At 66.9% G+C, this 14464-nt stretch carries 10 protein-coding genes, 1 tRNA gene and 1 pseudogene; 5 read left to right on the top strand and 7 right to left on the bottom strand.

Annotation, left to right across the window (positions count from 1 at the left end; translation table 11 throughout):
* The first annotated feature begins 19 nt into the window (after window positions 1–19).
* Window positions 20–2158 carry an ATP-dependent DNA helicase UvrD2 gene (locus tag PSR88_RS32515; RefSeq protein ID WP_016883150.1) on the top strand — a complete coding sequence of 713 codons (2139 nt, stop codon included), beginning with the start codon at window positions 20–22 and terminating at the stop codon, window positions 2156–2158.
* A 450-nt stretch (window positions 2159–2608) separates the two neighbouring features.
* A complete protein-coding gene (locus PSR88_RS32520; RefSeq protein ID WP_016883149.1) occupies window positions 2609–2950 on the top strand; it encodes a WhiB family transcriptional regulator in 342 nt (113 codons plus the stop codon).
* Between the two features lie 87 nt (window positions 2951–3037).
* On the opposite strand, the gene PSR88_RS32525 is transcribed toward PSR88_RS32520, so the two are convergent.
* From PSR88_RS32525 to PSR88_RS32535, 3 genes are all read right to left on the bottom strand, one after another.
* Complete coding sequence (locus tag PSR88_RS32525; RefSeq protein WP_011598302.1) at window positions 3038–4393, bottom strand: ABC1 kinase family protein; 1356 nt, start codon at window positions 4391–4393, stop codon at window positions 3038–3040.
* Entirely contained in the window at window positions 4390–5283 is an 894-nt protein-coding gene (locus tag PSR88_RS32530; protein WP_009479584.1) for a hypothetical protein, read from the bottom strand. Before PSR88_RS32530 ends, PSR88_RS32525 begins: the two co-directional genes overlap by 4 nt.
* A 118-nt stretch (window positions 5284–5401) precedes the next feature.
* The gene (locus PSR88_RS32535) at window positions 5402–6829 is read right to left on the bottom strand and encodes a zinc-dependent metalloprotease (protein WP_016883148.1); all 1428 of its coding nucleotides are present in this window, start codon (window positions 6827–6829) and stop codon (window positions 5402–5404) included.
* A 112-nt stretch (window positions 6830–6941) separates the two neighbouring features.
* On the opposite strand from PSR88_RS32535, the gene PSR88_RS32540 reads away from it, so the two are divergent.
* Entirely contained in the window at window positions 6942–7964 is a 1023-nt protein-coding gene (locus PSR88_RS32540) for a PDZ domain-containing protein (protein WP_009479586.1), read from the top strand.
* 4 nt (window positions 7965–7968) lie between these two features.
* Here PSR88_RS32540 and PSR88_RS32545 read toward each other — a convergent pair whose 3' ends face one another.
* Window positions 7969–8580 carry a PPA1309 family protein gene (locus tag PSR88_RS32545; protein WP_009479587.1) on the bottom strand — a complete coding sequence of 204 codons (612 nt, stop codon included), beginning with the start codon at window positions 8578–8580 and terminating at the stop codon, window positions 7969–7971.
* Between the two features lie 154 nt (window positions 8581–8734).
* Between PSR88_RS32545 and PSR88_RS32550 the strand changes: the two genes are divergently transcribed.
* The gene (locus PSR88_RS32550) at window positions 8735–11713 is read left to right on the top strand and encodes a UPF0182 family protein (RefSeq protein WP_016883146.1); all 2979 of its coding nucleotides are present in this window, start codon (window positions 8735–8737) and stop codon (window positions 11711–11713) included.
* A gap of 73 nt (window positions 11714–11786) precedes the next feature.
* Here PSR88_RS32550 and PSR88_RS32555 read toward each other — a convergent pair whose 3' ends face one another.
* Together PSR88_RS32555 and PSR88_RS32560 are read right to left on the bottom strand one after the other, a co-directional pair.
* A complete protein-coding gene (locus PSR88_RS32555; RefSeq protein ID WP_016883145.1) occupies window positions 11787–12341 on the bottom strand; it encodes a transglycosylase family protein in 555 nt (184 codons plus the stop codon).
* A gap of 478 nt (window positions 12342–12819) precedes the next feature.
* Window positions 12820–13149 (bottom strand): annotated as a pseudogene (locus tag PSR88_RS32560) (transglycosylase family protein); the annotation flags it as partial.
* 442 nt (window positions 13150–13591) lie between these two features.
* On the opposite strand from PSR88_RS32560, the gene PSR88_RS32565 reads away from it, so the two are divergent.
* Window positions 13592–13668: transfer RNA gene (locus PSR88_RS32565), tRNA-Met, on the top strand.
* Window positions 13669–13744: 76 nt separating this feature from the next.
* On the opposite strand, the gene PSR88_RS32570 is transcribed toward PSR88_RS32565, so the two are convergent.
* Complete coding sequence (locus PSR88_RS32570) at window positions 13745–14389, bottom strand: GntR family transcriptional regulator (protein ID WP_009479591.1); 645 nt, start codon at window positions 14387–14389, stop codon at window positions 13745–13747.
* Window positions 14390–14464 lie beyond the last annotated feature (75 nt).

Consider the following 14464-nt stretch of genomic DNA (forward strand, 5'->3'; position numbering starts at 1 on the left):
CGTGTCGGTTGCCCCTGTCATGATGGACGCCATGTCAGCAGCCGGCGCAGCAGAGGTGACGAGTACCGGTCTCGATCCCGAACAGTCCGCAGCGGTACTCGCTCCCCGGGGCCCGGTGTGTGTGCTGGCGGGGGCCGGAACAGGGAAGACCCGGACCATCACCCGGCGTATCGCGCACCTCGTGGCCAGTGGGCACGTCGCCGCGGGGCAGGTGCTGGCGGTCACGTTCACGGCTCGCGCGGCGGGCGAGATGCGCGGCCGGCTGCGCAGCCTCGGGATCGGCGACGGGGGAGCGCAGGTTCAGGCGCGCACGTTCCACGCCGCCGCACTGCGACAGCTGAGGTACTTCTGGCCGCAGGTGATCGGCGACACGGAATGGCGGCTGCTGGACCGCAAGTTCGCGGTCGTGTCGTCCGCCGCCGGACGGGTCGGGTTGTCCACCAGCACGGAGAGCGTCCGCGACCTGGCGAGCGAGATCGAGTGGGCCAAGGCCTCGCTGATCGCGCCGGAGGACTACCCGCGTGCGGTGGCCAAGTTACGCAGGGAGGCGCCGGTCGACGCCGCGAAGGTCGCCGAGGTCTATCACGGCTACGAGCAGCTCAAGGCCCGCGGCCAGGACGGGATGCTCCTCGATTTCGACGATCTCCTGCTCCACACGGCGGCGGCGCTCGAGGAGCATTCGGCTGTCGCCGAGGAGTTCCGCGACCGGTACCGGTGCTTCGTGGTGGACGAGTACCAGGACGTCACCCCGCTACAGCAGCGTGTCCTCGACGCCTGGCTCGGGGAGCGGGACGACCTCACCGTCGTCGGTGACGCCAACCAGACCATCTACTCGTTCACCGGCGCCACACCCAACTACCTGCTCGACTTCTCGCGCCGGTTCCCCGAGGCCACCGTCGTGCGCCTCGAGCGCGACTACCGTTCGACCCCCGAGGTCGTGTCGATGGCGAACCGGGTGATCGGAGCGGCGCGCGGCAGGATCGCGGGCACCCGTCTGCAGCTGATCGGGCAACGCGACTCCGGACCGGAGCCGAGTTTCGTCGAGTTCGACGACGAGCCGGCCGAGGCCGCCGGGGTGGCGCGCACGATCAAGCGGCTCATCGCGTCCGGCACTCCGGTCGCGGAGATCGCGGTCCTGTACCGGATCAACGCCCAGTCCGAGGTGCACGAGCAGGCGCTGACGAAACTCGACATCCCGTACCAGGTCCGGGGCGGAGAGGGATTCTTCGCGCGTACCGAGGTGCGTCAGGCCGTGGCGGCACTACGTCAGGCCGCAGGTCGCGACGACCTGCCGGATGCGGTCGGCGCCGACCTGGTCACGCTCGTCCGCGCGGTCCTCGTTCCGCTGGGGCTGACCGACGCGGAACCGGCGGGTGCGCAGGCTCGCGAACGGTGGTCGTCGCTGTCGGCGCTGGTCGCGCTCACCGAGGAGCAGCTGACCCAGGACCCGGAGTTGACCCTCGACGCGCTGTTGCGTGAACTGAGCCTGCGGGCCGAGGCGCGGCACCCACCCGTCGTGCAGGGTGTGACGCTCGCGTCCCTGCACGCCGCCAAGGGGCTCGAATGGGACGCCGTGTTCCTCGTCGGGCTGACCGACGGAACGCTGCCCATCCAGCACGTGCTCGGCGACTCCAATTCGGCACCGGACGAGGCCGCCGTCGAGGAGGAGCGCCGGTTGCTGTACGTCGGCGTGACCCGCGCCCGGGAGCACCTGCAGATGTCGTGGGCGCTGTCCCGGAACGAGGGCGGCCGCAAGTCGCGGCGCCGTTCGCGGTTCCTGCACGGCCTCATCCCCGAGGATTCACCTGCCTCGCGGATCGCGGCGCCCGCCAAGAGCACCAAGAAGCGTCCACGGTGCCGGCTGTGCGGAAAACAGCTGATCGGGACGACCGCGACCATGCTCGGTCGCTGTGAAGGGTGCCCGTCGAACGTCGACGTGGAACTGCTCGAATCGCTGCGGTCGTGGCGGCTCGAGAAGTCGCGGGAGCTGAAGGTTCCGGCGTACGTGGTGTTCAGCGACAACACGTTGACGGCTCTCGCCGAGCAGCGACCGCAGGACGATCGCGGGCTCGTCGCGATCCCCGGGATCGGTGCGAAGAAGCTCGAGCAGTTCGGTGAGGACGTCCTCGGTGTGATCAAGGGAAGCGGTAGTCCCTGAACGACTCCCGCGCGGTGAGTGAGTAGTGCGCATCACTGCAGGTCAAAAATAGGTTGTGCGGTTCTGGAGAATTGCCTACTGTGGTTTCAGTGCGCGGGGAGACCCGTGTGGTTCACATCGGATCGAGAAGAAATGGAGGTGGCAGTGAAATGACGAAGTACCAAGCACATGAGACGGCAGTCGCTGCTGCCTCCGCACTGTTCGGCATGAACGCGGCGGAAGCGGCACCGGCGATTGTCTGGTCGGCAGCCCGTCGTCGTCCCGCAGCAGCAGTCGAGTCCGTGTATCGGAGTTGTCGAGGAATTCCTCGGTAGGCCAACTCCCACCGTCTTTTCAAGGCCACGGACCCGCATCGCGGACCGTGGCCTTTGTAGTTCGAGCACCTTTCCCGCTCGCAGCCTCGGCTCTGGTTCGCACCCACTTCATCGAACCGAAGAATTGACCGTCGCAATGAGAGCAGAGGAGAAGGACGTGTCTACCGTGACATGCCGAGGGGTATCCGAAACCTCAACCGCCACAAGCGGATTTGTTCAGATAGTGTCCGCGCGTGGTGACCTGCCCTGCCGGGTCGATGATCCCGACCTGTGGTTTGCGGATTCTCCCACCGAGCTGGAACAGGCGAAGGCGCTGTGCGCGTCCTGCCCGATCCGCTCCCGCTGCCTCGACGCGGCCCTCGATCGGGGTGAGCCGTGGGGCGTGTGGGGTGGGGAGATCTTCGACCAGGGTGTCGTGATCGCCCGCAAGCGTCCCCGGGGACGTCCGCGCAAGACTCAGACTCTGGTCTGTGCGTAGAAACCGGTACGGGGCGGGAGAATTCGGGCGTTCGCCCGGCCACTCACACGAGTGGTCCGGGCGAACGCCCGTTCTGTGTCTTCGAGGTCAGACGGTGTCTTCGTCCTCGGGTGCAGGCTCGGCGAACCCGGGGAGCCACCGCGTGAGGATCTCCATGTACGGCGCGTACGCGTCCAGCTGAGCGCAGATTCCCACCGAGCCGACGAGAACCCGGAAGATCATCAGGTACTCCGCCGGCAGATTCAGTGCCCGGGCCGTCCGGAACTGCGCACTGTTGAAGTCGGTCGCGGAACCCGCGGCCTTCTGCAGCCAGGCACGGGTGAAGTGGAACGATTCGGTGCGTATCGGGTCGGTGACGGGACGCAGGTAGTCTGCGATCTCCTTGTCGGTGACCGTCCGGCCGGGCAGAACGAATCCGTTGGCGTGCAGCAACTCCGTCAGTTCGTCGAACTGCTCGTGGAGCGCCAGCCGGACCATGGACCCGAGCACCGGGGGAAGACCGTGCGGAAACGGTGCCGCGGCACCGAAATCGATGACACCGAGGCGGCCGTCGCTGTGCAACATGAAGTTGCCCGGATGCGGATCGCAGTGGAGCAGGCCGACGCGGGTGGGGGAGGCGAAGTGGAACTCCGCGAGCAGTGCACCCGCGGTGTTGCGTTCCTCGGGGGTGCCGTCGGCGATGATGGCCGACAGCGGCTTCGCCGACATCCACTCGGTGACCACCACCTTGGGGGCACTGGCGACCACGTGCGGAACCGCGAATTGTGGATCCCCGTCGTACACCTTGGCGAAGCGGCGCTGATTGTTCGCCTCGATCCGGTAGTCGAGTTCTTCCTCGGTGCGGGCCGTGAACTCGTCGATGACCGGGCGCACGTCGACGCCGGGCATGACCGAGGCGAACAGTCCCGCGAACCGGCCGAGCGTCTTCAGGTCGGCGCGCAGCGCCTCGTCGGCGCCGGGGTACTGAACCTTGACGGCCACGTCGCGACCGTCGGCCCACAAGGCGCGGTGCACCTGGCCGATGCTGGCCGATGCGGTCGGGGTGTCGTCGAACGACTGGAACCGGTCACGCCACTTGGTGCCCAGCTGCTGGTCGAGCATTCTGTGGACGGCCCGCGCGGGCAGGGGAGGCGCCTGCGCCTGCAGCTTGTTCAGCGATTCACGGTAGGGTTCCGCGAACTCCTCGGGGATCGCCGCCTCCATGACGCTGAGCGCCTGCCCCAGTTTCATGGCGCCGCCCTTGAGTTCGCCGAGGACCGCGAACAATTGCTCGGCGGCCTTCGCGCTCAGCTGGGCGTCGATCTCGTCCTTGTCACCGCCGGTCAGCTTCCGGCCGAAGCCCATCGCGGCACGCCCCGCGATCCCCAACGGGATGCTCGCGAGTTTGGCGGTGCGGGCGGAACTCCTGCGGGGGATGTCGGACACCCCACCATCATGCATCATGACCGAAGCCGGTTCGATTCGCCCACGGCGGGTGCCAGATACGTGCAGCTGCAGCTCGCCTGCCGTGGCCAGCGCCGGGTCGATAGCCGGTGCGCGCCGAGATCGATCTCGAGCGTCGCGTCGAGGCTGCTGGGCGGCGCGCCTCGCGGAGCGGCCAAGACGGCTTCGAGTTGGCCGAGGGCGACTGCTGCCGTGGCCATGATCACGGCGGGGCTCGCGTGCCCGACCGTCCCGAGGAGCTGAGCGGACAGGTGCGGCCAGTCCTCGTCGTACGCGGCACGGAGGAGGTCGGCGCACCGTAGGCAACTGGTGTGGCCCGGGAGCACCAGAGGGCCGACCACACCGCGGCCGTCACGCAGCCGGACCTGCAGGTGCGGTATGCCGTTCTGGACCAGATCCGCGACGAGCCGAGGTTCTGCCACCAGATCGTCCGCGAGTACGACGCACAGAACGTTCCACCGCCGGACGTCGCTGTCGGCGGAATAGCGGAAGGAGCGGGAGACCCGGATACCGCCGTCCGTGAGCCCGGCCGACACCGCATCCGACAGCGGGCCGCGCCCGTGCACGCGAATCGGGATCGTGTCCGCGACGGGGGACGTGCCTGCGACATCGATCAGACCGGCCCGGTCGAGGTCGCCGAGCAGTTTCGACACGTCTGTGGGCGCCAGGCCGTACCCGACGGCGGTCCACAGGATGTGCGGCCGCGAGTTCTTGCCGTCGAGCAGTCGGACGACGGCCAGGAGTTGCTCGGTCCGGACCCCGGGCGGCGGGGCGAGTACGAGCGCGCGTTCGGGATCCCAGCCGAACTGCACCCGCCCGTCGGGGCGGACGAGTACGGCGATCCGGGGATCGAGAGTGACACCGACGTGCGGTGTGGGCTGGATGGTCACACGCTGAGGATCGCAGGCCACGACCGGGCATCAGCGCCGAAAACGCGGGTTGTCCACAGGCCGAAACATGCCTCGACCTGCAGACTTCCCGCTATCGAAAATTGGTGGGATCGGAAGGTCAGGACTCGGACTCGTCGTCTTTGCCGGACTTGCCGCGTTCGGCTTCCTCGGCCCGCTCGCGCGCCTCGGTCGCCTCCAGCTGTGCCATCGGATTGTCGAAGTCGCCGCCGTCGCCGCCGCCTAGCACACGTTCGACGAACGCATCCGGGCTGTCGAGATCGGATGAGTCGGGCAACAGGTCGGGGTGGGCCCACACACCGTCACGGGCATCGACGGTCGACTCGGACGTGAGGCGAGTCCACAGCTGCGCGGCCTCCCGGACCTTGCGAGGACGCAGTTCGAGTCCGACGAGCGTCGCGAATGTCTGCTCGGCGGGTCCGCCGGTCGCACGCCTGCGGCGCAGCGTCTCGCTGAGGGCCGCGACGCCGGGGAGTCGGTCGTTCAGTGCCGACGCGACGACGACCTCGACCCAGCCCTCGATGAGGGCGAGCAGCGTCTCGAGTCGCTCGAGAGCCTGCTTCTGCTCGGGTGTGGTCTGCGGTTCGAATGCGCCCTGCTGCAGGATGTTCTCGAGCTGCGACGGATCGGTCAGTGCAGACGGGTCGAGTCCCTTCGCCATGTCCTCGATGGCCGAGAAGTCCATCGTGATGCCGCGGGCGTACTCCTCGACGGTGGCGAGAAGACGCTGACGCAGCCACGGGACGTGGCTGTACAGGCGCTGGTAGGCGGCCTCCCGTGCGGCGAGGAAGACGAGGATCTCGCGGTCGGGCTGTTCGAGGCCCTTGCTGAACCGCTCCACCGCGGCGGGGAGCAGTGCGCCAGTGCCTGCCGGACCGAGGGGGAGACCGATGTCGGTGGAGGTGAGCACCTCCTTGGACAGCTGCCCCAGGGCCTGGCCGAGCTGGGAGCCGAACGCGAGGCCACCCATCTGGCTCATCATGCCGATCATCGGGCCTGCCATCTGCTGCGCTTCCTCGGGCAGCCCCTGCACCCACATGCCGGACACCTTCTCCGCGACCGGGTCGCACAGCCGCTTCCAGGTGTCGAGAGTGTTGTCGAGCCAGTCGTTGGGCGTCCACGCGACGGTCTTCGTTGCGCCCGCGGGCAGCGTCGTCGCGGCATCGAGCCACAGTTCCGCGAGCCGTGAGGCATCGGCGATCGCCTCGGAGTTGCCCTGGGTGATGGGAGCGACGGACCCCATCTGCTGGCGCGCGAGCTTCTTCGCGATCTCGTAGTTGACCGGGCCGGTCTGCTCACCGGAGCCCATCGACGTGCCCATCCCGCTCAGCATCTGGCCGAACTGGGTCAGCATCTGGCCGAGGGCGGCCGGGTCGAAGCCCCCGGCGGGGAAACCACCCGCCCCGAAACCGAAGTCGTCGGAACCGCCCGCGTTCTTGTCGCGGTCGGGCCCGTTCTGATCCCCCGTGTTCTTGTCACGATCGGGATCGTCGTCGGGTTTGGAGAAGCCGAAGGGCGGATTGCTCATGACTCAACGGTACAAGGCGCGTGGTTCCGTGGTGTCCACCTCGTCACGCTGACGGCGAACACGCGGACGGCCGACAACGGTGTCCACGGGTTCGCGCTCTACGCTGGTCCAGGTGAATCGACGGATCGTGACGCTTCTGGCTGCGCTGGCCCCGATCGTGGTACTCGGAATTCTCGGCACGGTGATCACGGTGCCGTACGTGGCCCTCGGGCCGGGACCCACGTTCAACACACTCGGCGAAGTGGGGGGTGAGGAAGTCGTCGCCATCGAGGGAACGGAGGTCGACGACACCACCGGCCACCTCAACATGACGACGGTCGCCGTGCGCGACGACCTCAACGTGTTCGAAGCGTTCGGGTTGTGGGCCAGTGGGCGTCAGGGCATCGTCCCCCGCGAAGAGGTGTACCCGCCGGACAAGTCGAAGGACGAGGTCAAACAGGAGAACGACGCCGACTTCCAGCAGTCGGAGGACAGCGCCGAACTCGCGGCGCTCCACTTCCTGGGTAAGCCGGTGGACCTGCGGATCGCCAAGGTCGGTGAGGACGGACCGTCCCAGGGACTGCTGCGCGAGGGCGACGTAATGGTGAGTGTCGACGGAAAGCCGGTCTCGACGGTCGGTGGCGTGCAGGAGGCGGTGGCCGATGTGCCCCCGAACACGGAGGTGCCGATCGTGATCCGGCGCGACGGCGCCGAGACGACGGTGCGGGTGGTGCTCGGCGCACGCCCGGACGACGAGTCCAAGGGCTACCTGGGGATCACTCCCGAGGAGATCCCGGACGTCCCGTTCACGATCGACTTCAACCTCGCCGACGTGGGCGGCCCCTCGGCAGGGCTCATGTTCACCCTCGCCGTGATCGACAAACTCAGCCCGGGCGAACTCAACGGCGGCAAGTTCGTCGCCGGCACCGGCACGATCGACTCCGACGGCGACGTCGGCCCCATCGGCGGCATCAAGTACAAGTTGATCGCCGCGGAGGAGGCGGGCGCCGAGACGTTCCTCGTGCCGGCGAAGAACTGCGACGAGGCACGCCAGGGTGCGCCCGACGGGCTCCGGCTGGTGAAGGTCGAGAACCTCGACGGCGCCGTCGACGCGCTCGAGGCGATCAATACCGGAGCCGACGCGCCGCACTGCTGAGCGGTCAGTCCTCCTCGGTCGCGTCGAGGGTGGCGTACAACGCGCTGATGAGATTCGGCGCCAGATCCTCGTAGGTGAGCAGTTCGATCCCGGCGTACGGGTCGGCGTCCTCGTCGGGGCGCAACTGCATCAGGCACAACGACGGTCCGTCGCGCAGCACGGCGGCGATCAACCGGGCGGACCGGCGGTCGGGATGCGACTCGGCCGCGGCCCGCGCGGCGTCGTCGGCGGCGTCGCGATCGGACAGCAGGGGGACGAGCGCGTCGTCGAGGTCGGACTCCGCCTCGGGCGGCAGAACGACGATCTCCTGCACGAGGGCGCACCCCACCACGGACTCCGGCCAGCTGGTGGTGGCGAGGAACTCGTCGAGTGCGCGCGACCCGCCGTCGATGTCGTCGGGGAACGGATCCTGTTCCACCGGGGTCAATTCCGAGCCGTCGGCGAGCTGGTCGAGCAGGCTCGGTTCGGCGGCCGCGAGCAGTTCGGTCGGGACGAGTGCGAACATCTGGGGCGGCTGATCCCACCCTCCGGCATCGACGAATTCGACCACCTCGCGCACACAGCGGGCGAGGGCGTCCGTCTCTCTGTTCACATTCTCTTCACTCACGAGACCCATCTTCGCACCCCCGGCACAGGACCGACGGCCGCATCTCCCGGTTGTTACGTAGAGTGGGACGAAACGGTCACGCCCTTGCTGTTCGGGTGTGGACGAACGAACGGTGCAGTTGATCGCGGCGCGACAGCGTCGCCGAGTTCTTGGAGTGTGGCACGTGGGCATGCGGCCCCCCGCAGGTTTACCGTCGTTGTCCAAACGCAGCCGAGTGCTGCTGGTGCTGGCGCTTGTCGTCGCGGCCCTGTTGCTGGTGGGTCCTCGGCTCATCAGTACCTACACGGACTGGTTGTGGTTCGGTGAGGTCGGATTCCGGGGTGTGTTCACCACGGTCCTGATCACCCGTCTGCTCCTCTTCCTCGTAGTCGGTGTCGTGGTCGGCGGAATCGTCTGGCTGGCACTGCTGCTCGCCTACCGTTCGCGGCCGGTGTTCGTCCCGGTGTCGGGTCCCAACGATCCAGTGGCGCGGTACCGCACCACGGTGATGACTCGGCTGCGCCTGTTCGGCCTTGCCATTCCGATCGCGGTGGGGCTGCTCGCCGGGCTCATCGCCCAGTCCAGCTGGGTGACGGTTCAGCTGTTCGTCAACGGCGGCGCGTTCGGCGTCGCCGATCCCGAGTTCGGCCTCGACGTCGGCTTCTACACCTTCGATCTGCCGTTCTACCGTTTCGTCCTCAACTGGCTGTTCGTCGCGGTTCTGCTGGCGTTCTTCGCGAGCCTGGTGACGCACTACATCTTCGGCGGGCTGAAACTGGCGGGCCGGGGCGGGGCACTGACCAATGCGGCGCGAGTCCAGTTGGCGGTGCTCGCGGGAACGTTCATTCTCCTCAAGGCCGTCGCGTACTGGTTCGACCGTTACTCGCTGCTGTCGAGCAGCCGCAAGGAACCCACGTTCACCGGTGGTAGCTACACGGACATGAATGCGGTGCTGCAGGCGAAGCTGATCCTGCTGGCCATCGCGGTCATCTGCGCGGGCGCCTTCTTCGCGGCGATCTTCCTGCGCGATCTGCGGATTCCCGCAATGGCGACAGCGCTTCTCGTGCTCTCCTCCATCCTGGTCGGCGCGGTGTGGCCGCTCGTGGTCGAGCAGTTCTCGGTGCGTCCCAACGCCGCCGACAAGGAGAGCGCGTACATCGAGCGGAACATCGCCGCCACGCGGCAGGCGTACGGCATCACCGACGACAAGGTCGAGTACCAGGACTATCAGGGGTATGGCACGAAGCCGCCGCGGGACGTGCCTGCCGACGTCATGACGATTGAGAACACGCGACTGCTCGATCCGAACATCCTGTCGCGGACGTTCACCCAGCAGCAGCAGTTGAAGAACTTCTACGGCTTCCCGCCGACGCTCGACATCGACCGGTACGACATCGACGGGCAGTTGCGTGACTACATCGTCGCGGCCCGCGAGTTGTCGTCCAAGAGCCTGACGGGTAACCAGACGGATTGGATCAACAAGCACACCGTCTACACGCACGGCAACGGACTGGTCGCAGCCCCCGCGAACCGGGTGAACGCCGCTGCCGGCGAGTCCGCGGAGGAAGCCGCCAACAGCAACAGTGGTTACCCCGTCTACATGGTCAGCGACATCGCCTCGCAGGAGGCGGGTAATCAGGTGATTCCGGTCCAGCAGCCGCGCATCTATTACGGCGAGGTCATCGCCGACACGGACGCCGACTACGCGATCGTCGGCGGATCCGGAGGTTCGGACCCGCGCGAGTACGACACCGACACCTCGCGCTACACGTACACCGGTTCCGGGGGTGTGCCGATCGGCAACTGGTTCAACCGGCTGGCGTTCGCGGCCAAGTACACCGAGCGCAACATCCTGTTCTCCGGTGCCATCGGTTCGGATTCCAAGATCATCTACAACCGGGACCCGCGGGACAGGGTCACGCGCGTCGCCCCGTGGCTGACCGCGGACGGCGACTCGTACCCGGCCGTCGTCGACGGCAAGGTCGTGTGGATCGTGGACGCCTACACCACGTTGCAGGACTACCCGTACGCCCAGCGCAGTTCGCTCGACGGACTCGTCGAGGACAGCATCGACCAGAACACCGGCCGCCTGCTGCCCCGTAAGGAGGTGTCCTACATCCGCAACTCGGTGAAGGCCACCGTCGATGCGTACGACGGCACCGTGAAGCTCTACCAGGTGGATCAGAACGATCCGGTGCTCGACGCATGGATGGGTGTGTTCCCGGATGCGGTTCAGCCGGCGGATTCGATTCCCGACGAACTGCGAGCGCACTTCCGCTATCCCGAGGACCTGTTCAAGGTGCAGCGCGAGATGCTCGCCAAGTACCACGTGGACGATCCCAAGGAGTTCTTCACCAACAACGCGTTCTGGTCGGTGCCGAGCGATCCCACGATCGACACGAGCGCGAACCAGCCGCCGTACTACGTGCTGGTCGGTGATCCCGAGACCGGGAAACCGTCGTTCAATCTGACCAGTGCGATGGTCGGTTACAGTCGCGAATTCTTGTCCGCATATCTGTCGGTGAAATCGGATCCGGAGAATTACGGCAAGTTCACGGTGCTCCAGTTGCCGACGGACACGCAGACCCAGGGTCCGCAGCAGACGCAGAACTCGATGATCTCGGATCCACGGGTGGCGTCGGAGAGAACCCTGCTCGAGAGATCGAACAAGATTCAGTACGGCAACCTGCTGACCTTGCCGATCGCGGACGGCGGCATCCTCTACGTCGAACCGATGTATACCGAGCGAAGTTCGACGGGTCCGAACACGTCGACGTTCCCGCAGCTGTCGCGAGTGCTGGTGAGCTACCGCGAGCCACCGCCGAGTAACAGTGTGCGCGTCGGGTACGCCCCGACGTTGGCGCAGGCGCTCGACCAGGTGTTCGGTGCCGGCACAGGCTCGGTGGCGACGGCACCCAGTGCGGAAGAGGGGACACCTCCGGAGACCGGCACCACGCCGCCGGTCGATCAGGGTGCGGCACCGGCGCCGACCGCCCCGGCGACGCCGCCGTCCGGCACGGATGTCTCGGCGGCCGTGGCGGAGTTGGACGCGTCGCTCGACGCCTTGACGTCGGCGCAGCGCAGCGGTGACTTCGCGGCGTACGGCGCAGCCCTTGCTCGCGTCCAGAAGGCGGTCGCCGCGTACGAGGCGATCCCGAAGTAGAGGCGCTTCAACGCAGAACGAGGCCCTGTCATCCGAACCGGATGACAGGGCCTCGTCGTATCTGATCGGAAGATCAGCGCAGTGCGTCGACCAACTGCGGGTTGGCGTCCACCAGCTGCTGGAACTGCTGTCCGTAGCCGTTCTGATCCGCGACCTGACGCGCGGCGTCGAGCGCCTGCTGTGCGGCGGGCTGGACCGGGGCGGGTGCCTGGACCTGAGCCGGAGCCGCGGGGGCGGGAGCCGGGGTGGGCTCCGGAGCGGGTGCGGGAGCCTCGGCGACGTCGCCGCCACCGGTGGACAGGTACTGACCGCACACCGGCCATGCACCCTGGCCCTGGGTCGCGAGAACGTTCTCGGCGACGCGGACCTGCTCGGCCTTGCTGGCGCTCGATGCCGAGCCGGTGCCGCCGTTGGCCTCCCAGGTGCTCTGCGAGAACTGCAGACCACCGTAGTAGCCGTTTCCGGTGTTGATTCCCCAGTTGCCGCCGCTCTCGCACTGGGCGACGCCGTCCCAGTTGTGGGAAGCGGCGGAGGCGATGCCGGTGCTCAGTCCGAGCGGGACGGCGACGACGGCTCCGGTGACGGCGATCCAGCCGAGGGCACGCTTGCTGATGCTGTGATTGGTCATGCGGGGTCAATCCTCTCCGCGCTTGCTGGCGTGGCCGGCCTGCGGGTGACGACGTCTGCGTCGTCACGCCGGGCTGCGATTCTGTGCCGCGTCCCTGCCCCTCGAAGGTTTCGGGGATTCCGAACCCGCGGGGCAGAGCTAGCAGCGGCGGGCCGACTTTCGCCCGGTTGTTTCGGGCCGAGAGCGACCGTACGGGAGCTTCGGCCGCAGTTCACCTGGCGAAAATGGTGGACAGCTGTCTGGCGCCGAAGGCGAATTCACCCTGTCTGTGCAGGTCAGTCCGCCTCGATATCGTTTCGGAGTCTATTCGTTACCCCGCTGTTATGTGTCGCGGATCACCACTATTTTGTGCAGCGGCTCACGTCGAAATGGCAGGAAATCGGGTCCCGGTGGTGTATCGCGAGGCCACGCGATGCAGGAGTGCCCCGCGCGCAGTCGTGCTGCGTGCGGGGCACTCCCGAAAATGTGCTGCGGATCAGAGGTACTGTCCGCAGACCGGCCAGGCGCCGGGGCCCTGGGTCGCCAGGACGTTCTCGGCGACGCGGATCTGCTCCTCGCGCGAGGCGTTGGCCGGCGAGCCGCTGCCGCCGTTCGCTGCCCAGGTGCTGTCGGTGAACTGCAGACCGCCCGAGAAGCCGTTTCCGGTGTCGGCGCCCCAGTTGCCGCTGCTCTCACACGCTGCGACGGCGTCCCAGTCTCCGGAAGCAGCCGATGCGGTGCCGGTGCTCAGACCGAGCGGCACTCCGATGACTGCTCCGGTGAGTGCAATTGCGCCCATGGTCCGCTTGACGATGCTGGAATTGGTCATGTGGTTGATTCCTCTCCGCGCCTGCTGACGAGGTTGTGGTGTGCGGTAACGGCTGGTGTGCCGACCCGGTGGTCGATCTGTCCTCGTCCCTGCCCCTCGAGGTGTCGGGATTCCGAATCCCGCGGGGGCAGGTCGAGCTGCGGCGGGTCGGCGTTGCCCGGTAGTTTCGGGCTGGCAACGAACGTACGCGGTGATCACGGAATGGTCACGGGTCGATTTTCTGTGACGGGCGTCCAAATACTGGGACGAACGACCGGTGTTTTCCCAGGTCGTCCTAGAAATTTGAGGTTTCGGCAGCGTTACAGATTTCGCCTAGAATGTGACGAGCGTCATAACTTTTAGGTAACAGATGTGACTCGAGTGGTGCTGCAAGGTTGCTACTCGGACTCTTTCCGGGCGATTTGCAATCCGTTCGTTCGCTCGTGTAACTTTGTTCATGCAACGCGGGGTGGAGCAGCTCGGTAGCTCGCTGGGCTCATAACCCAGAGGTCGCAGGTTCAAATCCTGTCCCCGCTACCACCGAAGAACCGGTGTCCTGGATCAGGACACCGGTTCTTTTTTGTCTCCGCTCGCCCCCCGGTCGAGGGGGCGGTTCTCACATACGCGTCGTCCGTATCAGCAATCCCGCCACATGTGCGCACGCTGCTGCCCGCGCCCCGACCGCATCTCCGGACTCGATGGCCCCGACGATCCGCTCGTGTTCGGTGACGGCGAGTCTCCGATTCAGATCCGCACTCCACATGTCCGACCGGTACAGGTGCGATTGCCCGTCCAACCGCAGGAGGGCTTCGCTCAGCGGCTTGTTGCGGGCGGTTTCCCGGATGAGGGTGTGGAATTCGAGGTCGAGCCGTGAATCGCGACGCTGATCGGCGGGACCGTCCAGCAGTTCACGTTGGACCTGCACCATCTTCTTCAATTGCTGCACCGTCTCATGGGTGGCAGCGGCAGTCGCGTGAAATGCAGCCAGTCCGTCGAGTACCTCGCGGACCTCGAAGACGGCGCGGATCGAGTCCGCGTCGAGCGAATCGACCTTGGCGCCCGCGTTGCGGGTGTAGACGGCGATGCCCTCGTAGATGAGTTGCTGCACGGCCTCCCGGACGGGGGTGCGGCTGACGTTGAGTTTCGCGGCCAGCGCCGGAACGCTGAGGGGCGTGCCGGGGGGCAGTTCGCCGGAGAAGATCTGTTCACGAAGAGTGTCGTGAACGGATTCGGTGAGCAGGGCTCGTTCCGTGTGTGTCATCGATCCTTCCGAACCCTTCCCTCGGGGCGGGTCGTGACCTCGCCGCCCGGCCCGGCTCCTGCGTCGACTCTATTC

The organism is Rhodococcus sp. DK176, from assembly GCF_038447315.2.
Classification (GTDB): Bacteria; Actinomycetota; Actinomycetes; order Mycobacteriales; family Mycobacteriaceae; genus Rhodococcus_F; species Rhodococcus_F jostii_A.

Bases quoted from the DNA above. Each gene is read 5' to 3' on its own strand.
- PSR88_RS32515 (WP_016883150.1), top strand. From the start codon at position 20: ATGATGGACGCCATGTCAGCAGCCGGCGCAGCAGAGGTGACGAGTACC.
- PSR88_RS32520 (WP_016883149.1), top strand. From the start codon at position 2,609: ATGAGAGCAGAGGAGAAGGACGTGTCTACCGTGACATGCCGAGGGGTA.
- PSR88_RS32525 (WP_011598302.1), bottom strand. From the start codon at position 4,393: ATGATGCATGATGGTGGGGTGTCCGACATCCCCCGCAGGAGTTCCGCC.
- PSR88_RS32535 (WP_016883148.1), bottom strand. From the start codon at position 6,829: ATGAGCAATCCGCCCTTCGGCTTCTCCAAACCCGACGACGATCCCGAT.
- PSR88_RS32545 (WP_009479587.1), bottom strand. From the start codon at position 8,580: ATGGGTCTCGTGAGTGAAGAGAATGTGAACAGAGAGACGGACGCCCTC.
- PSR88_RS32555 (WP_016883145.1), bottom strand. From the start codon at position 12,341: ATGACCAATCACAGCATCAGCAAGCGTGCCCTCGGCTGGATCGCCGTC.
- PSR88_RS32570 (WP_009479591.1), bottom strand. From the start codon at position 14,389: ATGACACACACGGAACGAGCCCTGCTCACCGAATCCGTTCACGACACT.